Origin of the sequence: Kitasatospora sp. NPDC094019, from assembly GCF_044764505.1 — a bacterium.
Taxonomy (GTDB): domain Bacteria; phylum Actinomycetota; class Actinomycetes; order Streptomycetales; family Streptomycetaceae; genus Kitasatospora.
This window is the reverse complement of sequence record NZ_JBIWIF010000010.1, coordinates 21,332-47,333: the sequence shown is the minus strand read 5'-3', so window position 1 is coordinate 47,333 and position 26,002 is coordinate 21,332. Positions and strand designations below refer to the sequence as shown.

Here is a 26,002-nt window from a genome sequence, read left to right as displayed (position 1 = left end):
TCCTCCGCCAGCGGATTCCGCACGGCGACGGTGACGGCGCCCGCGCCTCGGACGTCGACCCGCACTCCGGACATCAGCCCGCGTCCCGGCCGCGGAAGGTGCGGCGGTACTCGCGGGGCGGGACGCCGAGGCGGGTGGTGAAGGGCGGGCGGAGGGAGACGGCCGAGCCGAAGCCGCAGCGGACGGCTACCACGTCCACCGGGAGGTCGGTGTCCTCCAGGAGGCGCTGGGCGGTGAGGATGCGCTGGTCCAGCAGCCAGCGCAGCGGGGTGGTGCCGGTCGCGGCGGCGAAGCGGCGGGCGAAGGTGCGTTCGGACATCAGGGCCAGGGCGGCCATCCGGCGGACGGTCCAGGGGGTGTCGAGGGCGGCGAGGACCTCGGTGCGGACGCGGGCGAGCGGGTCGTCGTCGGCCGGCGCGGGCTCCGGGACGGGCGAGGGGATGAACTGGGCCTGGCCGCCGGAGCGGAAGGGCGCGGTGACCATCGCGCGGGCGATCGACGCGGCCGCCCGTTCGCCGTGCGCCGCGCGGACCAGGTGCAGGCAGAGGTCGATCCCGGCCGCCACCCCGGCGGAGGTCCACAAGCGGCCCTCGCCGGTGAACAGCACCTCGGGCCGCACGTCCACCGCCGGGAAGCGCTCCGCCAGGCGGTCGGCGAGGGCCCAGTGAGTGGTGGCGGTGCGGCCGTCCAGCAGGCCCGCCTCGGCGAGGACGAAGGCGCCCGCGCAGAGCGAGGCGATGGTGACGCCGCGCCCGTGGGCGACCCGCAGCGCGGCGTGCACGGCCGGATCGCGCGGCTCGTCCGGCCGTTCCACACCCGGCACCACGACCAGGTCGCAGGCGGCCAGCGCGTCCAGCCCGAAGTCCGGAACGCGCTCCAGCCCGCCGCCGAGCCGCACCCGGGCACCGTCCGGGCCGCAGACCCGCAGCTCGAAGTCGGGGACGCCGGGAAGGCCCGCCCGGTCGGCCCAGACCTCGCCGATCACCGCGTAGTCGAACGGCCGCACCCCGTCGAAGACCAGACACCCCACCGTGCGCATGGGGGAAGCGTAGTGGCAGGATCGTATCGACGGGTGGCTCCACCGCCGCTCACGGGTGCGTCGGGGCCCGCCGCAGCATGGACGCATGACGAACACCAGCGCCTTCGACGCCCCGCTCACCATCGACACCGACGCCGTCCTGGTCGTCATCGACGTCCAGAAGGGCTTCGAGGACACCGCGTTCTGGGGCGGGCGCGACAACCCCGACGCCGAGCAGCGGATCGGCGAACTGATCGACGTGTGGCAGGCCACCGGGCGGCCGATCGTCGTGGTCCAGCACGCCTCCACCGGCGGCCCGCTCGATCCCGGTACCCCCGGCTACGAGTTGAAGGACTTCGTGGCGGCGGTCGAGCCCGCGCTGCACATCACCAAGACGGTGAACAGCGCCTTCTACGGCACCCCGGACCTGCACGCCTGGCTCCAGGAGCGGGGCGCCCGGCAGGTGGTGGTCACCGGGATCATCACCAACGTGTGCAACGAGACCACCGCCCGGATGGCGGGCAACCTCGGGTACGACGCGGTCTTCCCGATCGACGCCATGCACGCCTTCGACATGACCGGCCCGGACGGCGTGACCCTCCCGGCCGCCGAACTCGCCCGGGCCACCGCGACGGTGCTGCACGCGATGCGGTTCGCGAAGGTGGTGCCGACCGCCGCGGTGGTCTCGGCGGCGAAGACCGGCGAGCCCACCGCCGTCAGCGGGTCCTGACCTTGCCGGTGGCCGCCGCCGGAGCAGCCGCACCCGCAGCCGCACCCGCCGGGAAGGTCTCGGCCAGGAACGCCTCCCAGGTGCGGGTGCCCCGCGCGGCCCCGGGCCGGGCCAGGTTGACGCCCTCCCGGTAGCAGCGGCCGACCTTGCCGGGCGCGCGCAGCGGCAGCATCGGGCGGCGCTTCCCGCTGGCCAGCAGGTGGTCGCGGGTGAGGTCGCCCAGCGTGCGGACGGCCGGACCGGCGAGGTCCGGGACGAGCCCGGCGGGCGCGGCCAGGGCGAGTTCGACCAGACGCTCGGCGACGTCGCGCGAGTCCACCGGCTCCCAGCGGATGCCGCCCAGCTTCGGGACGAGCGGCAGCCTGGCCATCGCCGCCGCGGTCTTCAGGGTCAGGTCGTGGAACTGGGCGGCGCGCAGCACGGTGCACGGGATGCCCGAGCCGAGGACGGCCCGCTCGGCGGCGTGCTTGGCCCGGAAGTAGCCGAGCGGCACCCGGTCGGCGCCGATCACCGAGATGTGCACCAGGTGCTTCACCCCGGCCGCGCGGGCGGCGGCGACCAGGTTGCGGGTGGTGGCCTCGTCGTTCTTTGCGTCGCCGGCCAGGTGCAGGACCACCTCGACCCCGGCCAGGGCCGCGTCCACGTCCTTCCCGCCGCCGCCCTTCCCGTCGGCGCCGGTGAGCAGGTCTCCGACCACGTACTCGACGCCGTCGGCGGCCGGGCGGGGGTTGCGGGTGAGCACCCGGACGTCGCGGCCGGCCGCCCGCAGCAGCGGTACGACGTGGCGGCCGAGGGTGCCGGTGCCGCCGGTCACGAGAACGGGGGCGCTGGTCGGGAGAGTCATGATCGTCACTCCTTGGGCGAACGGAGGCCGCGCTTCCGGCGGACCCGCTAGGTTTCGTGCTTCCGGAGCTTTGACCCACGGCGACAGAGGAATGTGACACGGGTGGACGAGAATTTTCCGGCGGCGGACACGGCGGAGGACGCCGGTACCGCGAGGGGCGCCGGGTCGGGGGACGTGGACTCGTTCGAGACGCACCGGCCGCACCTGCGGGCCGTCGCCTACCGGATGCTCGGCTCGATCGCCGAGGCGGAGGACGCCGTCCAGGACACCTGGCTGCGCTACGACCGCACCGACACCTCCGGGGTGGAGAACCTCGGCGGCTGGCTGACCACGGTGATCGGGCGGATCTGCCTCAACCAGCTGCGCTCGCGGGCCCAGCGGCGCGAGGAGTCCTTCGAGTCCCGGGTCGCGGCCGGCGGCGGGGGCGGCGACATCGAGCCGTCGCGGATACCGGACCCGCTGCTCAGGCGGACGGACGCGCCGGACCCGGAGCAGGAGGTGCTGCTGGCCGACTCGGTCGGGCTGGCGCTGATGGTGGTCCTGGAGTCGCTCGCGCCGGCCGAGCGGGTGTCCTTCGTGCTGCACGACATGTTCGCGGTGCCGTTCGAGGAGATCGCCCCGCTGGTCGAGAAGACGGCGGCGGCCACCCGGCAGCTCGCCAGCCGCGCCCGGCGCAAGGTGCAGGGCCGGGCGCCCGCGCCGGACCGGGACCTGGCCCGGCAGCGGGTGGCCGTCGACGCGTTCTTCGCCGCCACCCGCACCGGGGACCTCGACGCGCTGCTCGCGGTGCTGGACCCGGACGTGGTGCTGCGCGCCGACGGGGCCGCCGCCGGGCGGGAGCAGCGGCGTCCGGTGGTGCTCAACGGGGCCCGGACGGTCGCGGGCCAGGCGGTCATGTTCCGCGGCCTGTCCCCGTACGCGCGCCCGGCGCTGGTCAACGGCGCGGCGGGCGTCGTGGTGATCGGGGCGAACGGCCGGCCGATGTCGATCATGGCGTTCACCGTGGTGGGCGGCGTGATCGTGGCGATCGACGTGCTCACCGACCCGGACCGGCTGGCCGCGCTGGACCTCACGGCGTTCGCCGACTGAGCCCGTTCCCCGACCGGGCCCGTTCCCCGACCGGGCCACCATGACGGGCGGGAACGCGGCCGCCCCCACGCACCGGAGTGCGCGGGGGCGGCCGTCCTGCGTCCGGCGGGCGTCAGCCCTTCTTGGAGATGAAGTCGTACGCACCGGCGGCGACGTCGTCCAGGTACGGACCGGCCTGGTACTTCGGGTCCCCGACGTGCTGGCCGACCGAGACATTGCTGACCAGGGCCGGCTTGCCGTCCTTGACCGCCAGCCAGCCACCGCCGCTGGAACCGCCGGTCATGGTGCAGCCGATGGCGTGCATCGGCGGGCGGGCCGGGTCGTAGGAGAGCCGGCTCGGCCGGCCGCTCTCGCAGCGGTTGAGCTCCATGCCGTCGAACGGCGGGGCCGCCGGGTAGCCGTACTCGGTGACGTTGAGCTGCTCGCGCGGGGCGTTGAACCAGACCGGCACGGCGTCGCCGACCGTCTCCTCCAGCGACTTGCCGCCCTCGGCGGGCTGCACCCGGATGATCGCGAAGTCGTACTGGGTGGCCGGCGAACCGCCGTCCCCGCCCTCGGCCTTCCACTGCGGCGAGGTGACCGCCTGGGTGGCGTTCCAGATGCCGAGCGGCGCGTACTGCGCCTCCTCGGCCTGCTTGCCGCCGCTCAGCGCGCCGGTGCTGTTGAACGCCGGGATGAAGGAGATGTTGCTGAAGTACTTGCCGCCCTTGCCCTGGTGGATGCAGTGCCCGGCCGTCCAGACCAGGTTGCTCCTGCCGGGGTGGGCCGGGTCCGCGACCACCGTGGCGGAGCACTGGTAGTGGCTCAGCCCGGCGGCCGCCTCGGCACCGCTGCCCGGCGCGTCCGCGAACAGCTTCCCGTGCACGGCGAGCTTGGTGTACGGGTGCGGGAGCGGTTGGGCGTTGACGGTCTTCGGCAGCGGGTCGTTGCCGTTGTCGGCCGGCTGGGCGGGCTGCGCCGGGGCCTGGGTGGGCTGGGCGGGCTGCGCCGGGGCCTGGGTCGGCTGGGCGGGCTGCGCCGGCGCCTGGGTCGGCTGGGCCGGGGCGGCCGGCGGGGCCGGGGCCTGCGAGGCCGGCTGCTGGGTGTTCGACGGCTTCGGCACCGCGGGCGGCGGGGTCGGGTGCCCCGGCTGGGTGGGCTGGCCGGCCGGCGGCTTGGCGGACGCCGTGGCCGGGGTCGTCGGCGCACCGGGCGGCGTCGGCTGCGCGGGCTTGGGCGGAGCCTGCGTCGGCTGCGCCGGGGCCTGGGTGGGCTGCGCGGGCTGCGCCGGGGCCGCGGGCGGGGCCGCGGGCGGCGGGAGCGGCTCGTTGGGCTTGGCCTTGAGCAGCTTGTCCAGCGTCCAGAAGCCCTTGGCGGCGGCCGGGAGGGCGTAGTCCTTCGCCCACTTCTCCCAGTCGTCGAACTTCCACTTCTTCAGGTCTTCGAGGTTGGCCGGCAGCCCGATGTTCGGCGCCGCCCCGGCACCCGCGGCCGCGGTGACGGCGGTGTCGGCCGAGCTGTTGTCCGGGCCGCAGGCCGCGGTGGTGAGCAGCGTCAGCGCGAGCGCCGAGGCACCGAGAGCCGTCCTGGCGGCGTGCGCGGTGCGAAGGCGCCGACCGCTACGGTCAGAGAATGACATGAACTTGTGTTCCCCCTGTGTGAAAAACACCCGGCGCCGCCGGAGCGGCGCCGGGTACTGCGCGGGGGAGTATTCCACTCACCGTCAGGAGGGCGGCCACCCGCCCCCGTCAGCGGCCGACCGAACCGTCCAGCAACTCCCGCAGGATGTCGGCGTGACCGGCGTGCCGACCGGTCTCCTCGATCATGTGCACCAGCAGCCAACGCATCGACGGCGCCTCCGCGTTGGGCCGCAGCGAGCGCACCCCGGGGAGGTCCGGCCGGTCCGCCGCCGCGGCGATCACCTCGTTGGCCCGGGCGATCGCCTCCCGGTACGCGGCCACCGACCCGGCCACCGTCTCGTCGCCGGGCGAGGGCGCGTCGTCGTCCCACAGCCCGACGTCGTCGCCCCGGTAGGCCCAGAGGAACCAGTTGAGTTCGACGGCGGTGAGGTGGCGCACCAGCCAGAGCAGGCTCGTCCCGGAGCCGACGCCGGGCCGGCGGGCGTCCTCGTCGGACAGTCCGTCGGTCTTGGCGATCACGCAGGTGCGCAAGTAGTCGAGGAAGGCGAGCAGCGTGGTGTGCTCGTCGGCGTTCAGCCCCGGCGGCCGGAGGTCGGCCCGGGCGGGGGCGTCGGTGTCATCGGTCACCCCACCCACCCTAGGGCGTGGGCGCGTCACCAGCCCTGGGCGTGCAGCCAGTCGGCCAGGTGGCGGGCGCAGTCGTCGACCGAGTCCTGCCAGGCGCGGGCGGCGTCGTCGCCCGCCTCGTCGCTGACGTGCTTGACCAGGCGGACCGGCAGCCCGGCCCGGTGGGCGACGGCGGCGACGGCGTAGCCCTCCATGTCCACCAGGTCCGCGTGCTCGGCGAGGCGGTCGCGGGCGGCCGGGTCGGAGACGAAGAGGTCGCCGGTGGCCAGGACCGGCCCGTCGCCGCCCTTGCCGACGACCAGCGGCGCGCCGTAGGTACGGCCGGTGAGGGCGTACAGGGCGGGGGTGTCCAGGTCGTGCTGGATCACCTGGGTGACGGTGTGGGTGCCCTCCCAGCCGGGGCGCAGGGCGCCGGCGGTGCCGAGGTTCACCACCTCGGAGGGGTGGCGGCCCCCGGCGAGGACGGTCGCCAGCGCGGCCGCGGCGTTGACCTTGCCGATGCCGGTGAGCAGCACCGGGAGACGGTCGCCGAGGTGGGCGGCCTCCTCCCGGACGGCGACGACGAGCAGCGGGCGGTCGGCGGAGATCGTTCCCAGAAGGCGCATACCGCCATCGTACGAAGGGCCGGGCCGCCGGAGCGGACACGCACCACCCGCGCCCGGGGCGCGCGCCCCACCGGAACGTGTCGGCCGTCGCGCCGCCCGGACCCGACCTCCGCACAAACGGACCCCGATCCTCCGGTCAACTCGGGAACCGCGTAGGGTGCGTGCCGCGTCGACCCGTTCGCCGCACGGCCCGAGGGGGGACGGGGCCCGGCGGGCGAAGCAGCGACGGGACAGCTCAAGATCCGCGCAACTCGGGTGTGGCCGCGGGGAGTGACGGCCATACTGCTGGCAACGGCCGGGCCCCGGAGACGGGGGGCGGGCCACAGGGGAGGGGGTGGCTGGTGGCGACACCGGTACGCACGGAGGGGCCGGGCGCGCACGCGCCGGAACGGCCCGCGGGTACGGTGCCGGCCCAGCGCGGGGCCGGTGGCACGGGGGCGGTGGTGCTCCCCAGGGGCGTGGCCGCACGGCTGGGCCGGGCCACCCGGACGGCGCCGGGGCGGCTGCGGCTGGCCGGGGCGCTGCTCGCGGTCCTGACCCTCGCGTTCGGCGCGCTGACCGCCGTCCAGATCAACTCCCGGGCGGCCGCGGCGCAGCGGGTGGTGGACCACAGCCAGCCGCTCAGCCAGGCCGCCGCCGACATCAGCCGCTCGCTGGCCGACGCCGACGCCACCGCCGCCACCGGCTTCCTGCTCGCGGGCTCCGAGCCCCGGGCCGTCCGCGACCGCTACGAGCAGGACCTCAGGACGGCCTCCCGGCTGATCTCCGAGGCCGCCGCCCGCACCACCGCGTCCTCGCCGCTCCAGGAGCTGCTCTCCACCCTCAATCAGCAGGTGCCGGTCTACGCGGGGCTGGTGGAGACCGCCCGGGCCAACAACCGGCAGGGCTACCCGCTCGGTGGTGCCTACCAGCGCTACGCCTCCGAGCAGATGCGCAAGGTGCTGCTGCCGGCCGCCCAGCAGCTGTCGGCCTCCGAGAACGCCGTCCTGGCCGACGACCTGGCCGACGCCCGGACCACCCCGTGGGCCGGGTACGCGCTGGGGCTGGTGGCGCTGACGGCGCTGGTGTGGGTGCAGATGACGCTGTTCCGCCGGACCAACCGGGTCTTCAACATCGGGCTGCTGGCCGCCACCGGCGCCGTGCTCGCCGCGGTGCTCTGGCTGACCGTGGCCGCGACCGGGGCCGCCTCGGCCCTCGCCCGCGGCGAGCGCGAGGGCGGCGCACCGCTGCGGGCGCTCAACGCGGCCCGGGTGGACGTGCTGACGGCCCGGCTGGCGGAGAACCTGCACTACGTGGCCCGGGGGTCCAGCGGCACCTACGCCGACCTGTGGGCGAAGACCACGGAGCACCTGTTCACGTCCGATCCCGGGCGCGACACCGGGCCCGGCACCCTGGTGCAGGCCCAGTCGCTGGCACCGCCGACCGCCCAACAACCGCTCGCCCAGGCCCTGGCCGACTACCAGCAGTGGCGCGAGCGGCACACCGCCGCGACCAAGCTGGAGAACGACGGTGACTACCAGGCCGCGCTGGACGCCACCGTGACGGCCCGGGCGGCCGACGCGCCGAACACGGCCGAGGCTTCGTTCAGCGCCGCCGATCAGCAACTCGCCCACGCGGCCGTCCTGGAGGAAGGCGTGTTCCGGGACTCCGCGCTGGGCGTCGACGGGGACCTGCGCACCGCCGCCGCGGCGGTCGCGGTCCTGGGCCTGGTGGCCGCCGCCGCCGCGCTGGGCGGCCTCGGCCGCCGACTGGCCGAGTACCGGTAGAGGGGACGGAAGCATGGTCACGAGCACTGGCACTGGCACGAGCACCGGCACTGGCACTGGCAGGGATCGGAACCGGCGCCGGGCGGCCGCGCTGCGCGGGGCCCGGACGGCGGTGGCGCTGACACTGCTGGCGAGCGGCGCCCTGGTCCTGGGCGCGGGCTCCTCCCCCACCGTCGGCACACCGCGCCAGGTGCCGCTGGCGGCGCAGCAGGAGCGGTCCGGGCAGTCGGAGCAGACCGGACAGGCCGACTGCGACCTGTACCGGAGCGTCCCGCCGAGCACCGAGGACGGCCCGGCGGTGAAGGCCGTCAAGGCCAAGCGCAGCCTGGTCGTCGGCGTCGACCTGAACAGCTACCGGTGGGGTTCGCGCAACCCCAACACCGGGCAGGTCGAGGGCTTCGACATCGACCTCGCCAAGGCGATCGGCACCGCCATCATGGGCGACCCGGACAAGGTGGTCCTCAAGGCGGTACCGACCGCCGACCGGATCAAGTTCATCCAGGAGGGCCGGGTCGACATCATCGTCCGGACCATGTCGATCACCTGCGAGCGGATGGAGCAGGTGGCCTTCTCCCGCCCCTACTTCACCACCAGTCAGCGGGTCCTGGTGCCGCGCTCCTCGACCGCGAAGACCATGGACGAGGCACTGAACGGCACCACCGCCTGCGCCGCGTCCGGCTCCTCCGCCCAGGAGGAGTTGAAGACCCGTCCGCTCAAGCAGCTGATCACGGTGGAGAACCACCTCGACTGCCTGGTGCTGATGCAGCTGGGCAAGGTCGACGCCACCATGACCGACGACGGACTCGCGGCCAGCCAGGCCGCGCAGGACCAGACCGTCCGGGTCCTCGACGGCGAGGTCCGGCCGGGCGTGATGGGCGTCGCGATGCTGAAGACCAGCACCGATCTGACCGCCCGGGTGAACCAGGTGCTCAACGACTACTACACCGGCGGCAGCTGGCGGCGGGCGTACGACACCTGGCTGAAGCCCTACCTGCTGGACGACGCCGACCGGCACTGGCCGACACCCCGGTGACGGGGCCTCGGGGCGGGACCGGGCGTCCGGCCGGGCATCCGACCGGACGCCCGACCGACGGCTCCCCGGTGACCGGGCCCGGCCCGGCGGTCGGGGCGCGCGCTAGGGTCGGGGCGGATTCCCCGGGAACCGGAACGGCGGAACCCGGAACGACGCGGCACGGCACGACGGAGCACGGCACGACGGAGCACGGCACGACGGAGCACGGCGCGGCAGCACACCGCGCGACGGCACACGGCAGGACGGCCCACGGCTCGCAGCAGGTGGAGGAGGGGAGGGGACGATGGCGGCTTCGGCCGGCCCGGCACTGAGCCGGGAGGAGGTGGACCGCGCGCTGGCGCGCCTCGGCGCGGAACGCGACGCGGTCGAGTCCGCGCTGCTCTCGCTCCAGGACCACCCCGGCCTGCGCCTGCTCGACGGCGCCGGACTGACCGGGCGGACCCAGGAGCGCTGGTCCGTCGTCGGACAGGGCCTGCCGCTGCTGTGGGCGCTGTTCGACCGCTACTCGGAGGCGCTGGCCTCGGCCCGCGCGGTCCGGGCCCGCCGGGCCAGGCCGGGCGGACCCGAACTCGCCGAGCTCAGCGAGCTGCTGACCGGCGACGCGGTCACCGTGCCCGGCGGCGCGCCCGACGGCCCGCAGCGGCTCGGCGCGCCCGCCCGGCTGGTCGAGCGGGTCAGCCTGGACGAGCTCATGGAGCGGATGAACGCCTGGTACGCCACCGTACTGGAGGTGGTCTCGGCGGCGGACGCGGTCTGGACGGCGCTGCCGGCCCGGATCGATCTGCTGATCGCCGAACTGCGCCGGGTGCAGACCCTGGCGGCCTCGCTCGGCGTGCGCTCCGGCACCCACCCGCTCGGCGACGACCTGGAGGCGCTGGACGCCGACCTGGAAGGGCTGCGGACCGAGGTCCGCACCGACCCGCTCGCGCTCTGGCGGCCCGCCCGGGTCCCGGCCCAGCGCGGCACGGTGCCGGACGGCGGCGCCACGGCCCTCCCCTCCGGCGTGGTGGACACCGAGCGCTTCGACCGGGCCGGGCGGGCGCTGGACGGCGTCCGGCTGGAACTGGAGAACCTGCTGCGGCTGCGCGACGACGCCGAGGAGCGGCTGCAGGGCGTCGGTGACCTGCTCCAGCGGGCCGACGCCACCCTCGCCGAGGCCCGCCGGGCCCGCGGCGAGGTGCTGGCGAAGATCGCCGCCACCGAGGTGCCGGCCGTGCCCGGACCGGCCTCGGCGCTGCGGGAACGGATCGTGCTGGCACTGGAGTTGCGGCAGAACGGGCAGTGGTACCGGCTGGCACCGCTGCTCGACGCGCTGGAGGACGCCGCCGCCAAGGAGCTGGCGCGAGCCCGGCAGTCGCTCACCGAGGTGACCCAGCCGCTGGCCGTCCGGGCAGAACTGCGCGGGCGCCTGGACGCGTACAAGGCGATGGCGGCCCGGCTCCGGGTGGCCGAGGACCCGGTGGTGCTGGAACGCTACGAGAAGGCGCGCTGGCTGCTGTGGAGCGCGCCGTGCGACCTGCGGGCGGCGGCCGGCGCGGTGGCCCGGTTCCAGCAGGCGCTGCGCCCGGCGCCGGGCGAGCCCGGGGCGGGCTCCGCGCCCGCCGGAACCGGGCCCGGCGGCGCCGTGCAGGACCGGATCGAACGGGACGGGATCGGGCCGTACGGGACCGGACAGGACGGGACCGGGTGGGGCGGGGCGGCGGCCGGCGGGGAGCCGGCCGACGGACAGGCTGTCGACGGACGGGTACAGGGGGGCTGACGGTGATGGGCGAGACGTGCGTACGACCGGAGTGCGGCACCGGGACGATCGACGCGGACGGCTACTGCGACGAGTGCGGCCTCGCCCCGGCGAGCACCACCTCGACGCGCGCGGGCACCGGGTCGACGCCCACGGGCACCGGGCCGAGCCGCACCGGCTCCGGCTCCGGCACCGGCACCGCGACCGGGACCCGTGGCGGAACGGCCACCGGCCGGAGGTCCGTCGCCGGACCGGGCGACCCCTGCCCGCGCGACTGCGCCGGGACGGTCGACCCCGACGGCTACTGCGACGAGTGCGGCCTCGGCGCCGCCTCCGCCCCACCGGCCGCCGGTGACCGGGACACCGGCGCGGCCCGCAGCACCTCCGTCCGCAGCACCTCGGTCCGCAGCGGTTCGGCCCGTTCGCTGTCCGGCCGTTCCCGCTCGCACCGCTCCACCCGCACCGGCAGCGGCCGCTCCGTCTCCGTGCGCAGCAGCCGCGGCAGCAGCTCCGCCAACCGGCACCGGCTGGGCGCCGGCCTGGTGACGGTGCCGACCGTCCCGACCGCCGATCCGTCGCTGGCGGTCCTGGAGAACCCCGAGGTCCCGGAGCGCAAGCGCTACTGCTCCAAGTGCGACACCCCGGTGGGCCGGGACCGGAACGGGCGACCCGGCCGCCCGGACGGCTTCTGCACCAAGTGCGGCACCCCGTACTCGTTCACCCCCAAGCTGCGCCGCGGTGACCTGGTCGGCGGGCAGTACGAGGTGGTCGGCTGTCTCGCGCACGGCGGGCTCGGCTGGATCTACCTGGCCGTCGACCGGCGGGTCAACGACAAGTGGGTGGTACTCAAGGGCCTGCTGGACACCGGCGACGAGGACGCCCTGGCGGTGGCCGTCGCCGAGCGCCGCTTCCTCGCCGAGGTGGACCACCCGAACATCGTCCGCATCATCAACTTCGTCGAGCATCCGGACCTGCGGACCGGCGCCACCGACGGCTACATCGTGATGGAGTACGTCGGCGGCAAGTCCCTGAAGGACATCGCCAACGAGCGCCGCACCCCGGACGGCCGGCGCGACCCGCTGCCGGTCGAGCAGGCGATCGCCTACGGTCTGGAGGCGCTGCCCGCGCTGGGCTACCTGCACTCCCGGGGCCTGGTGTACTGCGACTTCAAGATCGACAACGTGCTGCAGACCGGCGACGCGCTCAAGATCATCGACATGGGCGCCGTGCGCCGCCTCGACGACGACGGCCCGATCTACGGCACCATCGGCTACCAGGCGCCCGAGATCGCCACCGACGGCCCCTCCCCCGCCTCCGACCTCTACACGGTGGCCCGCACCCTGGCCGTCCTCAGCTTCGACTTCCAGGGCTACTCCACCACCTACCGGGAGACCCTGCCCGGCCCCGAGTCGGTCCCGGTCTTCGCCTCCTACGAGTCCTACTACCGCCTGCTGGTCCGCGCCACCGACCCGGACCCGGCCCGCCGGTTCGGCTCCGCCGAGGAGATGGCCGACCAGCTCACCGGCGTCCTGCGCGAGGTGCTCGCGCTCCAGGACGGCCGGGCCCGGCCCGCCCAGTCCACCCTGTTCGGCCCCGAGCTCCGGGTCGTCGACACCGAGCTGGTGGCCGCCACGGTCCGTCCCGGCGAACTGCGGCTGACCGCCGTCGACCCCGCCGCCGCCGCGCTCGCGCTGCCCGTCCCCCGGGTCGACCCGGCCGACCCCAACGCCGGCTTCCTCGCCACCCTGCTGGCCGCCGACCCGGCGGAGGCGCTCACCGCGCTGGACGGCGCCCCGGCCGACTCGGTCGAACGCCGGCTGCGCGCCCTGCGGGCCCTGCTCGAACTCGGCCGGAAGCACCAGTCCGCCGAGGCGCTGGCCGCGCTGGAGCAGGACCACCCGGACGACTGGCGGGTGGTCTGGTACCGGGGCCTGGCCTCCCTGGTCACCGCCGCCGAGGCCGACACCGCGACCCCCGCCGGCACCGCCACTCGCACCGGCACCGGCACCGGCACCGAGGAGCCGGCCTCGGCCCGCGAACGGGCCCTGCGCGCCGCCGCCGAGGCTTTCGACGCCGTGTACGACGCCTTCCCCGGCGAGGCCGCCCCCAAGCTGGCCCTCGCCGTCTGCGCCGAACTCCTCGGCGACGGCGGCGACGCGGCCGAGTTCTACCGGCTGGTGTGGAGCACCGACCAGAGCTACCTGAGCGCCGCCTTCGGGCTGGCCCGGGTCCGGCTCGCCGAGAACGACCGGGCCGGCGCCGTCGCCGCCCTGGAGACCGTCCCGGCCACCTCCAGCCAGTACACCGCCGCCCGGATCGCCGCCGTCCGGGCCCGGCTGCGCGAGCGGCCCACCACCGACCCGCTCGACGCCGACCTCGGCGCGAGCTCCGAGCAGCTGACCGCGCTGCGCCTGGACGACCGCCGCCGCGAGGAACTCGCCGTCGAGGTGCTCGGCGCGGCGCTCGGCTGGGTCACCGCCGGATCCCCCCGGGGGACCGGCCCCGACCCGGCACCGGGCGAGGTCAGCGTGCTGGGACGGCCCGCGGTGGAAAGGGAACTGCGGTTCGCCCTGGAGCAGTCCTACCGGGTACTCGCCCGGTTGGCCGACCGGGCCGAGACCAGGATCGAGATGGTGGAACGGGCCAACCGGGCCCGTCCCAGGACGTGGGTGTAACTGATGCCGCAGCAGACCGTGTGCCAGAGCTGTGCCGAGCCGATGGACCCGGAGGACGTCTTCTGCGGGTCCTGCGGGGCCGGCCGGGACGGCCGTCCCGCCCCCGGCGCGATGCCGGCCGGCTGGTCCGCCGCCCGGGCCGGCGGGGAGGACCACCCGCCGACCCTGCCCAACACCCCCTCCGTGCTCGCCCAGGGCGACCGGAGCGCGGTCGCCTGCGCCCACTGCGGGCTCCGCCAGGTGACCCCCGACGGCTACTGCGAAGCCTGCGGCCGCGCCCAGCCGCGCCCCCGCGACCACATGGAGAAGGCGCTGGCCGGCGTCGCCGGTGTCAGCGACCGCGGCCTGCGGCACCACCGCAACGAGGACTCCTTCACCATCGCCGCCTCCTCGCTGCCCGGCGGCGAGCCGGTCGTGGTGGCCGTGGTCTGCGACGGCGTCTCCTCCTCCGACCGGCCCGACCAGGCTTCCGAGACCGCCGTCGACGCCGCCTCCGAATCGCTGCTCAGCTCGCTGGAGGCGGGCACCGACCCGACTCTGGCCATGCGCCGGGCGATCGCCGACGCCGCCGACGCGGTGGCCGCCCTCGCCACCGACGGCACCCGGCCGCCCCGGCCCGACCTCAACGCGCCGGCCTGCACCTACGTCAGCGCGATCGCGTCCGGCGGCCGGATCACCATCGGCTGGGTCGGCGACACCAGGGCCTACTGGATCCCCGACGACCGGGTCGCCGCCGAGCCGTTCCGGCTCACCCAGGACGACTCCTGGGCGGCCCGGATGGTCGAGGCGGGACTGATGGGCGAGGCCGAGGCGTACGCGGACCCGCGCGCCCACGCCATCACCGGCTGGCTCGGCGCGGACGCCGAGGAGGTCGTGCCGCACACCCTCGACTTCACCCCGCACGTGCCGGGGGTGCTGCTGGTCTGCACCGACGGCCTGTGGAACTACGCCGAGGCCGCCACCGACCTGGCGTACTACGTCCGGCCGGACGCCCGGACCGAACCGCTGGCCGCCGCGCAGTCGCTGGTGAAGTTCGCCGTGGCGGCCGGCGGGCACGACAACATCACCGTCGCCGTGCTGCCGATCGACCCGCCCCCGGCGGCCGCGGCGGCCGGGGAGGACGCCCGGACCGCGACCGCGCTCGACCTGCCGGTGATCACCGCCACCGGGGCGGCCCCCGGGACCGGACCGGCGGACGAGGAGGAGGACCACGCGCCGACCCTGCCGGACATCCCGGTGATCGGCTCGGCCGCCGCCCCGCTGCCCCCGGTCCCGCCGCCGCCCGCGGTGCCGCCCCTTCCGCCCGTGCCTCCCGCACCGCCCGCACCGCCGGTGCCACCGGCCCGCTGACCCGACCGACCGGGCCCGCGCGTCCGCCGTTCCGCCCGCACCGCCGGGGCCCGCACTGCCCGGTGCGGGCCCCGGCGCACGGGCGGCGGCGGGGCCGCACACCTTGAGCCGCACGCCCGAGCCGCACACCCCGAGCCGCGAGTACCGGGCCCCGACCACCGGGCGACCCGCCCGGAGCCACACCCCGCACCGAGCCACCGCACCGAGCGACCACCCGCGCCCCGTCCCACCGGCGCGGCCACCACCCGCGCACCATCCGACGATCCGACGGGAGCCACCGGCCCATGGCAACACTGGCGAAGCCGAACCTGCCCAAGTTCGACGTGGAGATCTTCCAGAACGAGTACCTCGCGGACGGCGCCCGCGAGGTGAACGCCATCGTCACCGTCACCGCGACCGGCGGCGGCACCTCCGGCGGCCGCCCGCTCGGCATCGCCGACGCCTCGGCGGGCGGCGACGGGCAGTCCGCCGCCGTGGTGATCCTGGTGGACTGCTCCGGCTCGATGGACTACCCGTCGAGCAAGATGCGCGGCGCCCGCGAGGCCACCGCCGCCGCCGTCGACACCGTCCGCGACGGCGTGGCGTTCGCCGTGGTGGCCGGCACCCACGAGGCCCGCGAGGTCTTCCCCGGCGACGGCACCCTCGCCATCGCCTCGCCGGAGACCCGGGCCCGGGCCCGGGAGTCGCTGCGCCGCCTCACCGCGGCCGGCGGCACCGCCATGGGCAGCTGGCTGACCAAGGCCGACCAGCTCTTCCTCACCCGCCGGGACATCCCGATCCGGCACGCCATCCTGCTCACCGACGGCAACAACGAGCACGAGACCGCCGCCGAGCTGGAGCGCGCGATCGGCCGGGTCACCGGCCACTTCACCGCCGACTGCCGGGGCGTCGGCACCGACTGGAAGGTCGAGGAGCTGCGCAAGATCGCCTCCGCGCTGCTCGGCACCGTCGACATCGTCCCCGAGCCGTCCGGCCTGGCCGAGGACTTCCGCTCGATGATGGCCGGCGCGATGGGCAAGCAGGTCGCCGATGTCGCCCTGCGGATCTGGACGCCCGCCAACGCGGTGGTGAAGTTCGTCAAGCAGGTCGCCCCCGCGCTGGAGGACCTCAGCGGCCGCCGGGCCGACAGCGGGCCGCGGGCCGGCGACTACCCGACCGGCTCGTGGGGCGACGAGAGCCGCGACTACCACGTCTGCGTGGAGGTCCCGGCCGCGACCGTCGGCAACGAGATGCTGGCCGCCCGGATCAGCCTGGTGCTGCCGCCCTCGGTCGCCGGGGGGACGCCCGAGGTGCTGTCCCAGGGGCTGGTCAAGGCGGTCTGGACCGACGACCTCGCCTCCTCCACCCGGATCAGCCCGCAGGTCGCCCACTACACCGGGCAGGCGGAACTGGCCGCGGCGGTCCAGGAAGGCATGGAGGCGCACCGCGCGGGGAACGTCGACCTCGCCACCGCCAAGCTGGGCGCCGCCGTCCGGATCGCCCACGCGACCGGGAACGACGGCACCTTCAAGCTGCTGCAGAAGGTGGTGGACGTGGTGGACCCGAAGGAGGGTACCGTTCGGTTCCGTAAGAACGTGAGCGAGGCCGACTCGATGATCGTCGAGACCCGGTCGACCAAGACCGTCCGCGTGAAGAAGTGACCGCCGAAGCGCCGACCGGGCCGCGAACCGGCCGGGCCCAGCCCCGGCCGAGCTGGAATTGAGGGGGGACCTGATGCCGATCTGCCCTAGGGGCCACGAGTCGCAGGCCGAGGACTGGTGCGACTTCTGCGGCTTCCCGATGACGCCGCCGCAGCCGCTGCCGCCGCCGCCCGGCGCGCTCCACGGCGCCCCGGGGGCGCACGGGGCACCCGGCGCGCCGTACGGTGCCACTCTCCCCCCGGGCGCCATGCCTCCGCCGCCGCCCGGCGCGGTGCCGGCACCGGGTCCGCCGCCCCCGCCGCAGGCCCCGCAGGGTTTCCCCGACCTCACCGAGGGCCTGGTGATCTGCCCGATCTGCCGCAGCCCGCAGACCGGGCGGTTCTGCGAGGAGTGCGGGTACGACTACGACCTGTCCTCCCCGCAGCGCGCGCCGCAGCCGCCGTTCCCGGCGCCCGCGCCGCCGCCCGCTCCCGCCCCGCTGAACATCCCGGCCGCGTACGGGGGCGCCCCGGCGGCGCAGGCCGCGCCGCAGCTCGCCGAGGCCCCGCCGCTGCCGCCGCAGCAGCAGCACGGCGCGCCCCCCGGCTACGGCTACCCGCCGCCCGCCCACGGGCAGCAGGCCGCCGCGCCCGGCCCGGCCGAGGCGCCGCCGTACGGGCAGCCGGCCGAGGCGCCCTACGGACCTCCGGCCGAGGCCCCGTACGCGCAGCCGGCCGAGGCGCCCTACGGGTACCCGCAGCAGCCCCCGGCCCCCCGCGAGGACTCCGGCCCGGTCTACGCCCAGCCCGGACCGGCCCGGCGCGGCGACGAGTTCGGCACCTCGTTCCATCTGGCCCCGCCGGTGTCCGCGCAGCCCGAGCCGCCGCAGGCGCCGCCCGCCGAGCCGGTGCGGACCACCTGGTTCGCGGTGATCGCGGCGGACCGCCAGTACTTCACCGACATGATGGCCCGCAGCGGTCCGGAGGCGGCCGGGCTGTTCTTCCCGCCGTACTGCCCCGAGCGGCGGATCCCGCTGACCGGTCGCGGCCAGCTGCGGATCGGGCGGCGCAGCCAGCACCGCGGCACCGTGCCGGAGATCGACCTCTCGGTCGCGCCGGAGGATCCGGGCGCCTCGCACCAGCACGCCCTGCTGGCCGAACAGCCGGACGGCAGCTGGGTGCTGGTCGACCAGGACTCCACCAACGGCACCACGGTGAACGGCGGCGCGGAGCCGATCTCCCCGCACACCGCGATCCCGCTGGGCGACGGCGACCGCGTCCACATCGGCGCCTGGACCACGATCACCCTGCACCGCGCCTGAGCGGGTACCGGCGACGGTGGGCCGGTGCGGCCCCGGGGCTTCCCGGGCCGCACCGGCCGTCCCATCGGCCCCGGCCGGTGGACACTTTATAAAAATGATCATCAAATGATGCTTCTGCATCTCCCCGTAGCGGCCCCGCACCCCTACTCTCAGCCACTATGACTGCTGCAATATCCGCCGACGGAATCCGTCAGCGGTACGGGGACGTACAAGCCGTCGACGGAGTGTCACTCACCGTCGAAGCCGGCGAATTCTACGGAATCCTGGGCCCGAACGGCGCCGGGAAGACCACCACGCTGGAGATCCTGGAGGGGATCCGCAAGCCCGACGAGGGCCGGGTCGAGCTGCTGGGCCTGGCGCCCTGGCCGCGCAACCCCCAACTGCTGCCGCGCATCGGCGTCCAGTTCCAGGCATCCGCCTTCTTCAACCGCCTCACCGCCCGGGAGACCATCCGCACCTTCGGCTCCTTCTACGGCGTCGGCCCCAAGCGCGCCGACGCGATGCTGGAGCGGGTCGGCCTGACCGAGTCGGCCGGGGTGATGACCGACAAGATGTCCGGCGGCCAGGCCCAGCGGCTCTCGATCGCCTGCGCCCTGGTCCACGGACCGGAGCTGGTCTTCCTCGACGAGCCCACCACCGGCCTCGACCCGCAGGCCCGCCGCAACCTCTGGGACCTGCTGCGCGACATCAACGCCGAGGGCCGCACCGTCGTCCTGACCACCCACTACCTGGACGAGGCCGAGGTGCTCTGCGACCGCGTCTCGGTGATGGACCACGGCCGGATCCTGCGGACCGGGGCACCCGCCGCGCTCGTCCGCGAGATCGACGACACCGTCCGGATCAGCGTGGAGTCGGGGCAACTGTCCATCGACACCGCGCGCGAGCTGCTCACCGCCGCCGGGGCGGAGATCGCCTCGCTGGAGGACGACAGCGTCTCGCTCTCGCTCTCCACCCGGCTGCCCGCGCCGGTGCTCTCCGTGCTGGCCGAACGGGGCGCCCTCCGCGGCCTGGAAGTCCGCGGCGCCACCCTGGAGGACGTCTTCCTCCAGCTCACCGGACGGGAGTACCGCGCATGACCGCCGAGTCCACCACGGCCGCGCCCGCGCCGGCCCCCGCCCCCGGCGGCACTCCCCCGGCCCCGGCCGAGCGCGAGCGGGTCTCCGCCTTCGCCAGCCTGTCCCGGGTGATGGTGGTCGCCTTCGTCCGCGACCGCGCCGCGATGTTCTTCGTGCTGCTGTTCCCGCTGATGTTCCTGATGCTGTTCGGCACCCTGCTCAAGGGCGCCTCCAGCCCCCACGCCAAGGTCGAACAGGTCGGCGCCGTCCGGCTGCTGGACTCGGTCCAGGGCGACGCCCGGACCGGCCTGGACCAGGTGCTGACCATCACCAAGGGCGACGACGAGGCCGCCGCCCTGGAGAAGGTCCGCAAGGGCGACCTCGACGCCATGATCAAGGAGGGCCCGGACGGCAAGGTGGTGGTCCGCTACAGCGCCGCCGACCAGGTCCGCTCCGGCTCCGTCCAGGGCATCGTCAACTCCGTGGTCCAGCAGGCCAACCAGGCCGCCACCGGCAAACCCCCGGCCTTCGTCATGGAGAGCAGCCCGGTCGAGGACGGCTCGCTCAAGCCGATCCAGTTCCTCACCCCCGGCCTGCTCGGCTGGGCGGTGGCCACCGGCGCGGTGTTCGGCGCCGCGCTGACCCTGGTCGGCTGGCGGAAGAAGATGGTCCTGCGCCGGCTGCGGCTCGCCCCGGTGAGCGCCGGGGCGATCATCTCCTCCCGGATCGCGGTCTCGGTCCTGACCGCCCTGGTCCAGACGGCCGTCTTCCTGGCGGTCGCCACCCTGCCGTTCTTCGGGCTGAAGCTCACCGGCGACTGGTGGCTGATCGTCCCGCTGGTCGTCTGCGCGACCATCGCCTTCATGTCGATCGGCCTGCTGGCCGGTTCGGTCGCCAAGACCGAGGAGGCGGCGAACGGCATCTCGCAGATCATCGTGCTGCCGATGTCGTTCCTGTCCGGCTCGTTCTTCCCCACCGACGGCATGCCGGGCTGGCTGGAGGCGATCTCCCAGGCGCTGCCGCTGCGCCACCTGGTCACCGCCTCGCAGTCGGTGCTGTCCCGGGGCGGCGGCGTGATGGACGCGCTGCCGACCATGGGCGGACTGCTGCTGTTCGCGGCCGTGCTGACCGGCATCTCCTGGAAGCTCTTCCGCTGGGAGGACTGACCGCCCGCCCCTCCCTCCGGCAGGCCCCGGCGGGGTCGTACACCCGAGGTCCTGGTCCCCAGGTCCCGGTGTACGGCCCCGCCGCCGTCTGCGACCATGGTCGGGTGAACGAGATCCGGCGTGGCACGCCCAGCGAGGAGACCTTCTTCGAACAGGTCGGTGGCGAACCGACCTTCCGGCGGCTGGTCCACCGGTTCTACCAGGGCGTCGCCGAGGACGAGTTGCTCCGGCCGATGTACCCGGAGGAGGACCTCGGGCCGGCCGAGGAGCGGTTCACGCTCTTCCTCATGCAGTACTGGGGCGGCCCCCGCACGTACAGCGAGCAGCGCGGTCACCCCCGGCTGCGGATGCGGCACGTGCCGTTCACGGTGGACCGCGCGGCGCACGACGCCTGGCTGAAGCACATGCGGGTGGCCGTGGACGAGCTGGGACTGCCGGCGGAGGCCGAGCGGCAGCTCTGGGACTACCTCACCTACGCCGCCGCGTCGATGGTCAACACCGAGGGCTGACCAGGACGCTGGGGCCGCGCCCGGGCTCCCCTAGGGGCGGACCGGGCTGAGGCCCAGGCCCGCGCCGAGCGCCGCCGCGGTGCGCAGGGCCACCGAACCCGCCGGGGCGGAGAGCCGCAGCCAGCCGCCGGCCCGGTGCACGCCGAGCGGGACCCGCGGGTCGAGGAAACCGATCACCCGGGCCGCGTGGGCGGCGCGCAGCGGCAGTTCGGGCAGTGCGGCGACCGGGCGGGACCAGATCTCGTCGGCCAGCGCGTCGAGCACCGGCCTGGTCCGGTGGTGCTCCGGGACGGCCTCGCTGCGCTCGCGGAACTCCCGTACGGCGGCCATCACTTCGCCGTACACCTGGGCGGCGGGCGGTTCGCCGACCGGCCGCCAGCCGGTGCGCGGGGGCAGCAGTCCGGCCCAGGCCGGGCCGGTGACCGGGCCGGGCAGGGCGAGGGTGTTCGCCCCGGTGTCGACACCGTCCAGAAGCTGCCCGGCCGAGACGGTCAGGTCGACCGGCCCGTCGAGCCCGGCCAGCCGGGCGGTGCGCACCGCCAGCACGCCCGAGCCACCCAGCGGCAGCCGTCCGAAGACGGCCAGCACGCCGCTGCCGTCGGGCTGCGGCACGCCCTGCGACCGGACCGCCGCCGCGCGGTCGAAGCGCAGCAGTCGGACCAGGAAGGCGGCCAGATCGGAAGCCTCCCCGGCGTCGGCGAGGGCGAGGGTGGCGGTGCTGTTCAACGCTGCGGCTCACATCCGGGGTATCGGGGGTGGAACGGTCGGTCGGTCGGCGGGTGCCGGCGGGCGCGGGGACCGGGTCCGGTCAGACCGCGACGGCCGGCGCCTCGTCCACGAACCGGGTCAGGAACTCCCGCTCCACCGGGCTTATCCGGCGCGGTCGGCCCTCGGCCAGGTCGTAGGGGACGACCACGGTCGAGGCCCGGACGTAGACCGTCTCGGTGCCGTCGGCGGCGGTGTCCTTGATCTCGTAGGAGACCGTCAGCGAGGCACCGCCGATCCGGGTCACCCAGGTCTCGATCGTGACCGGCTCGGGCCGGTGCACCAGCGGACGCTTGTAGTCGATCTCGTGGCGGGCCACCACCGAACCGCCCGCGAACTCGCCGGCGCCGGCCTCGGCGGCCTGGGTGAACATGAAGTCGATCCGGGCCTCCTCCAGGTAGCGCAGGAAGACCACGTTGTTGACGTGCCCGAAGGCGTCCATGTCGGACCAGCGCAGCGGACAGGCGTAGATGTGGCGTGACATGGGTGTTCTCCTCGACGTCCGGTGCCCGCCGGCGGGGGGTGCCGGTCGGGCCGCGGCCCGGCAGGCCCGCCCCCGGTGGGGCGGGCCTGCCGGGCCGTCGTCATGGCCGACTGTCAGCCGCGGGTCAGCTTCTTGTAGGTGGCCCGGTGCGGACGGGCCGCGTCGGAGCCGAGACGCTCGACCTTGTTCTTCTCGTACGAGTCGAAGTTGCCCTCGAACCAGAACCACTTGCTCTCGCCCTCGTAGGCGAGGATGTGGGTGGCGACCCGGTCCAGGAACCAGCGGTCGTGCGAGATGACCACGGCGCAGCCGGGGAACTCCAGCAGCGCGTTCTCCAGCGAGGAGAGGGTCTCGACGTCGAGGTCGTTGGTGGGCTCGTCGAGGAGCAGCAGGTTGCCGCCCTGCTTCAGGGTGAGCGCCAGGTTGAGGCGGTTGCGCTCACCGCCGGAGAGCACGCCGGCCGGCTTCTGCTGGTCCGGGCCCTTGAAGCCGAACGCCGAGACGTAGGCGCGGGACGGCATCTCGACCTGGCCGACGTTGATCCAGTCCAGACCGTCGGAAACGACCTCCCAGAGGGTCTTCTTCGGGTCGATGTTGGAGCGCGACTGGTCGACGTAGCTGATCTTGACCGTCTCACCGACCTTGACCGTGCCGCTGTCCGGGGTCTCCATGTCCTGGAGCATCTTGAACAGGGTGGTCTTGCCGGCGCCGTTCGGGCCGATGATGCCGACGATGCCGTTGCGCGGCAGGGTGAAGCTGAGGTCGTCGATCAGGACCTTCTCGCCGAAAGCCTTGTTGAGGTTCTCGACCTCGATGACGACGCTGCCCAGGCGCGGGCCCGGCGGGATCTGGATCTCCTCGAAGTCCAGCTTCCGCATCTTGTCGGCCTCGGCCGCCATCTCCTCGTAGCGGGCCAGACGCGCCTTGGACTTGGCCTGGCGGCCCTTGGCGTTGGAGCGGACCCACTCCAGCTCTTCCTTGAGCCGCTTGGCGCGCTTGGCGTCCTTCTGGCCCTCGACCTTGAGCCGGGACTGCTTGGTCTCCAGGTACGTGGAGTAGTTGCCCTCGTACGGGTAGGCGCGGCCGCGGTCGAGCTCCAGGATCCACTGGGCGACGTTGTCCAGGAAGTACCGGTCGTGGGTGACGGCGACGACGGTGCCCTTGTACTTCTCCAGGTGCTGCTCCAGCCAGTTCACCGACTCGGCGTCCAGGTGGTTGGTGGGCTCGTCGAGCAGCAGCAGGTCGGGCGCCTCCAGCAGCAGCTTGCAGAGCGCGACGCGGCGCTTCTCGCCACCGGAGAGCTTGGTGACCGGCCAGTCGCCGGGCGGGCAGCCCAGGGCGTCCATGGCCTGCTCCAGCTGGGCGTCCAGGTCCCACGCCTCGGCGTGGTCCAGGTCCTCCTGGAGCTTGCCCATCTCGTCCAGCAGGGCGTCCGAGTAGTCGGTCGCCATCAGCTCGGCGATCTCGTTGAAGCGGTTGAGCTTCCCCTTGATCTCCTTGACGCCGTCCTCGACGTTCTCCAGCACGGTCTTGGACTCGTCGAGCGGCGGCTCCTGGAGCAGCATGCCGACGGTGAAACCGGGCGAGAGGAAGGCGTCGCCGTTGGAGGGGTGCTCCAGGCCGGCCATCATCTTCAGCACGGTGGACTTACCGGCACCGTTGGGGCCCACGACGCCGATCTTCGCCCCGGGGAGGAAGCTGAGCGTCACGTCGTCAAGGATGACCTTGTCGCCGTGCGCCTTGCGCACCTTGCGCATCGTGTAGATGTATTCCGCCACGTGAGATCGCTCCGGCGTCGTCGGGAGTAATTCGGCTTGCAGCCTTCCATTGTGCCGCACCGGAACGGGAGCCCCGAACGGCTGCTCCCCCTCGACGCCCGCCCGCCCCGGGCGGCTCCGGCGCCCCGCCACCGGGCCCGGGCCCGATTCCGCGCCCGGCCCCGCACCCGGCTCCTCCGGACCACCCCGGCGGGCCCCGCGGCCCGCCACGGACCCCTGTGACCCCCTGTGGCCCCCGCCGCGCCGGACCGGGCCCGCGTCCGGGCGCCGAGGTCCGTTCCCGGGCGGCGGGATCCGTTCCCGGGCGCCGGGGTCCGTGCCGTCCCGGGCCGGTGTCCGGACGCGCAACGGCCCGGCTCCCCGCACGCGTGGTGCGGGGAGCCGGGCCGTTACGGGCGGTTCGGCGCCCGGTGGGACCGGATCAGTGACCCGGTCCTACCGGAGCGGCCTCCGGCCGGTGCCTCAGGCGGCGTCGCCGTGGCGGTTGCGACGGCGCAGCAGGAAGACCGCGGCGCCACCGGCCACGACCAGTCCGCCGGCGACGGCGGCGATGACCGGGGTGGCGTCACTGCCACCGGTCTGGGCCAGACCGCCGGTGGTGCCGGGGGCGGTGCTGGTCGGCGCCGGGTGGGCGGCCGTGGTGGTGGCCGAGGCCGACGGGGTGGCGCTCGGGGTGACCGGGGCCGTGGTGGTCGGGGCCGCGGTGGTCGGCGCCGGGGTCGACGGCTTGGTGCTCGGGGTGGTGGCCGACGGGGTCGGGGTCGGCGTGGTCACACTGGTGTTCTTGCAGTCCAGGATGCCCTTGAAGTTCTTGCTGAAGCCGTTCGGGCCGGTGACGGTGATGTCGTAGGCCGTGTCCTCGGCGACCGGGACGATCACGGTCTCGATCTTGCCCGGCTGGACGGTGATGTCCTTGCCCGGCTTCACCGAGACGGTGGCGGCCTCGTCGCCGCCGTTGGCGACGGAGACCTTGACGCCGTTGTTCACGCACTCGACCACTGCGGTGCTGTCGACCAGCGGGCCCTTGGCGGCCTTCCAGGTCGCCTTGGCGGCGTCCTTGACGCTGAGCTTGGTGGAGCCCGCCAGGATCATGGTCTGGCTGTGCTTCTCCGGGGTGTAGCCCTTGCTGAGGAAGACGCGGCCGCTGGGCACGACCGTCTCCGCGGCGGCGTTGATGCCGGCGGTGCCGTCCGGGGTCCCGGCCGGGACGTCCAGCCACAGCTGGGTGTCCTTGGCGATCGGACCGGCCAGGTCGGAGACCTGCTTGCCGTCCTTGTCGACCAGCTTGACCTTGTCGGCGGCGTCGCCGGAGACGGCGAACTTCACCTCGTTGGCGCTGGAGTTGAGGGTGAACGGGCCGAGCTTGGTGCCCGGCTTGCCCGACACCGAGTCCGGGGTGAGGCTCAGCGAGGGCTTGGGCTCGGCGGCGATGCCCTTGTTCTTCTCGCTGACCAGGTAGTCGCGGAGCTGCTTGGCCTCGGCGTCGACCGGGATGGCGTTCTTGCCGTCGGAGAACTTCCAGATCGCGGCCTGGGTGCCCGCGGCGGCGTCCTCCTTGGTGAGCTCGCCCTTGACGCCGGCGTCGGTGGCCAGCTTCTTGAGGTCCGTCACCTGCGGGTAGGAGTTCTCCAGGATCCAGCGGATCTTGGAGGCGTCCTGGGCCTTCTCCGGGCGGCCGAGCGAGCTCGACTTCCAGTCGGACTCGCGGTACTCGATGGCCTTGGTGATGTCGACCGGGTGGTCGATGTCGATGCAGTACGTCTTGATCTCGCCGTCGGCCGTCTTGAGGGTGAACAGCCCACCCTGGATCGAGTGGCTCCCCTCGATGGCGATCTCCTCGCTCATCAGGGTCGGCTGGACCACCGCCGTGACACCGCCGCCCGGCTCGTCGGCCGCGGTCGCCGCACCGGCCGCGAACAGGCCCCCGCCCAGCGCAGTGCTGGTCGCGAGCATGACAGTGGTTATGCGGGGAAGCGCCCGCCCCTGCCTCTGGAACATCTTGGGATCCCTTCGGGCCGGGCCATGCCGATGGCAGCCCGCCTTGCTTGCCGCGCCCCCTGTGGCGCCGCTTCACGATGTGAACCAGACGAATCCTATGGAGCCCCGGGAGTCCGGAAACCCCCATGCGAAATTAGGACGATTCCGTATCTGTATCGTTATCAACCCTCCCACTATCCACACAAGCTGACGGGTAGCCAGAATTACCGGATC

General features: G+C 74.4%; 21 protein-coding genes. 12 read left to right on the top strand and 9 right to left on the bottom strand.

The annotated features are described in order from the left end of the window. Positions 1-73: 73 nt before the first annotated feature. On the bottom strand, positions 74-1,039 hold the full coding sequence (locus ACIQ9P_RS22805) for a GlxA family transcriptional regulator (RefSeq protein WP_402359001.1): 966 nt from the start codon (positions 1,037-1,039) through the stop codon (positions 74-76). A gap of 85 nt (positions 1,040-1,124) precedes the next feature. Between ACIQ9P_RS22805 and ACIQ9P_RS22800 the strand changes: the two genes are divergently transcribed. After that, positions 1,125-1,748, top strand: a complete 624-nt coding sequence (locus tag ACIQ9P_RS22800; RefSeq protein ID WP_402358998.1) for a cysteine hydrolase family protein — start codon at positions 1,125-1,127, stop codon at positions 1,746-1,748. Here the strand turns inward: ACIQ9P_RS22800 and ACIQ9P_RS22795 are convergent. Continuing rightward, a complete protein-coding gene (locus ACIQ9P_RS22795) occupies positions 1,735-2,592 on the bottom strand; it encodes an SDR family oxidoreductase (RefSeq protein ID WP_402358995.1) in 858 nt (285 codons plus the stop codon). The two genes, ACIQ9P_RS22800 and ACIQ9P_RS22795, sit on opposite strands and share 14 nt — an antisense overlap. A 174-nt stretch (positions 2,593-2,766) precedes the next feature. Between ACIQ9P_RS22795 and ACIQ9P_RS22790 the strand changes: the two genes are divergently transcribed. Beyond that, positions 2,767-3,681, top strand: a complete 915-nt coding sequence (locus tag ACIQ9P_RS22790) for a sigma-70 family RNA polymerase sigma factor (protein ID WP_402359746.1) — start codon at positions 2,767-2,769, stop codon at positions 3,679-3,681. A gap of 112 nt (positions 3,682-3,793) precedes the next feature. Here the strand turns inward: ACIQ9P_RS22790 and ACIQ9P_RS22785 are convergent, their stop codons facing one another. From ACIQ9P_RS22785 to ACIQ9P_RS22775, 3 genes are all read right to left on the bottom strand, one after another. After that, positions 3,794-5,299: a trypsin-like serine peptidase gene (locus tag ACIQ9P_RS22785; protein ID WP_402358992.1), complete on the bottom strand. Its 1,506-nt coding sequence runs from the start codon at positions 5,297-5,299 to the stop codon at positions 3,794-3,796. A 109-nt stretch (positions 5,300-5,408) separates the two neighbouring features. Further along, entirely contained in the window at positions 5,409-5,927 is a 519-nt protein-coding gene (locus ACIQ9P_RS22780) for a DinB family protein (protein ID WP_402358989.1), read from the bottom strand. Between the two features lie 26 nt (positions 5,928-5,953). Next, entirely contained in the window at positions 5,954-6,532 is a 579-nt protein-coding gene (locus ACIQ9P_RS22775; RefSeq protein ID WP_402358986.1) for a nucleosidase, read from the bottom strand. A 458-nt stretch (positions 6,533-6,990) separates the two neighbouring features. Here ACIQ9P_RS22775 and ACIQ9P_RS22770 point away from each other — a divergent pair, with 458 nt between their 5' ends. The 10 genes from ACIQ9P_RS22770 (at position 6,991) to ACIQ9P_RS22725 (ending at position 20,764) form a co-directional block, all read left to right on the top strand. Continuing rightward, complete coding sequence (locus ACIQ9P_RS22770; protein WP_402358983.1) at positions 6,991-8,298, top strand: hypothetical protein; 1,308 nt, start codon at positions 6,991-6,993, stop codon at positions 8,296-8,298. A gap of 13 nt (positions 8,299-8,311) precedes the next feature. Further along, entirely contained in the window at positions 8,312-9,331 is a 1,020-nt protein-coding gene (locus ACIQ9P_RS22765) for a glutamate ABC transporter substrate-binding protein (RefSeq protein ID WP_402358980.1), read from the top strand. Between the two features lie 283 nt (positions 9,332-9,614). Then, the gene (locus ACIQ9P_RS22760) at positions 9,615-11,090 is read left to right on the top strand and encodes a hypothetical protein (RefSeq protein ID WP_402358977.1); all 1,476 of its coding nucleotides are present in this window, start codon (positions 9,615-9,617) and stop codon (positions 11,088-11,090) included. Positions 11,091-11,095: 5 nt separating this feature from the next. Further along, on the top strand, positions 11,096-13,744 hold the full coding sequence (locus ACIQ9P_RS22755) for a tetratricopeptide repeat protein (protein ID WP_402358975.1): 2,649 nt from the start codon (positions 11,096-11,098) through the stop codon (positions 13,742-13,744). 3 nt (positions 13,745-13,747) lie between these two features. Further along, entirely contained in the window at positions 13,748-15,094 is a 1,347-nt protein-coding gene (locus tag ACIQ9P_RS22750; protein WP_402358972.1) for a PP2C family protein-serine/threonine phosphatase, read from the top strand. Positions 15,095-15,378: 284 nt separating this feature from the next. Beyond that, positions 15,379-16,734 (top strand): VWA domain-containing protein, encoded by a 1,356-nt coding sequence (locus tag ACIQ9P_RS22745; RefSeq protein ID WP_402358969.1) that lies wholly within the window; start codon positions 15,379-15,381, stop codon positions 16,732-16,734. A 73-nt stretch (positions 16,735-16,807) separates the two neighbouring features. Further along, positions 16,808-18,034 carry an FHA domain-containing protein gene (locus tag ACIQ9P_RS22740; RefSeq protein WP_402358966.1) on the top strand — a complete coding sequence of 409 codons (1,227 nt, stop codon included), beginning with the start codon at positions 16,808-16,810 and terminating at the stop codon, positions 18,032-18,034. Positions 18,035-18,192: 158 nt separating this feature from the next. Next, positions 18,193-19,110, top strand: a complete 918-nt coding sequence (locus tag ACIQ9P_RS22735) for an ATP-binding cassette domain-containing protein (protein ID WP_402358963.1) — start codon at positions 18,193-18,195, stop codon at positions 19,108-19,110. After that, a complete protein-coding gene (locus ACIQ9P_RS22730) occupies positions 19,107-20,255 on the top strand; it encodes an ABC transporter permease (RefSeq protein WP_402358960.1) in 1,149 nt (382 codons plus the stop codon). Before ACIQ9P_RS22735 ends, ACIQ9P_RS22730 begins: the two co-directional genes overlap by 4 nt. A 104-nt stretch (positions 20,256-20,359) precedes the next feature. Continuing rightward, a complete protein-coding gene (locus ACIQ9P_RS22725) occupies positions 20,360-20,764 on the top strand; it encodes a globin (protein WP_402358957.1) in 405 nt (134 codons plus the stop codon). Between the two features lie 30 nt (positions 20,765-20,794). On the opposite strand, the gene ACIQ9P_RS22720 is transcribed toward ACIQ9P_RS22725, so the two are convergent. From ACIQ9P_RS22720 to ACIQ9P_RS22705, 4 genes are all read right to left on the bottom strand, one after another. Beyond that, a complete protein-coding gene (locus ACIQ9P_RS22720; RefSeq protein WP_402358954.1) occupies positions 20,795-21,490 on the bottom strand; it encodes a hypothetical protein in 696 nt (231 codons plus the stop codon). A gap of 82 nt (positions 21,491-21,572) precedes the next feature. Next, complete coding sequence (locus tag ACIQ9P_RS22715) at positions 21,573-22,013, bottom strand: acyl-CoA thioesterase (protein ID WP_402358951.1); 441 nt, start codon at positions 22,011-22,013, stop codon at positions 21,573-21,575. A gap of 113 nt (positions 22,014-22,126) precedes the next feature. After that, entirely contained in the window at positions 22,127-23,791 is a 1,665-nt protein-coding gene (gene ettA, locus ACIQ9P_RS22710; RefSeq protein WP_402358948.1) for an energy-dependent translational throttle protein EttA, read from the bottom strand. Between the two features lie 462 nt (positions 23,792-24,253). After that, a complete protein-coding gene (locus ACIQ9P_RS22705) occupies positions 24,254-25,744 on the bottom strand; it encodes a Cys-Gln thioester bond-forming surface protein (protein ID WP_402358945.1) in 1,491 nt (496 codons plus the stop codon). Positions 25,745-26,002 lie beyond the last annotated feature (258 nt).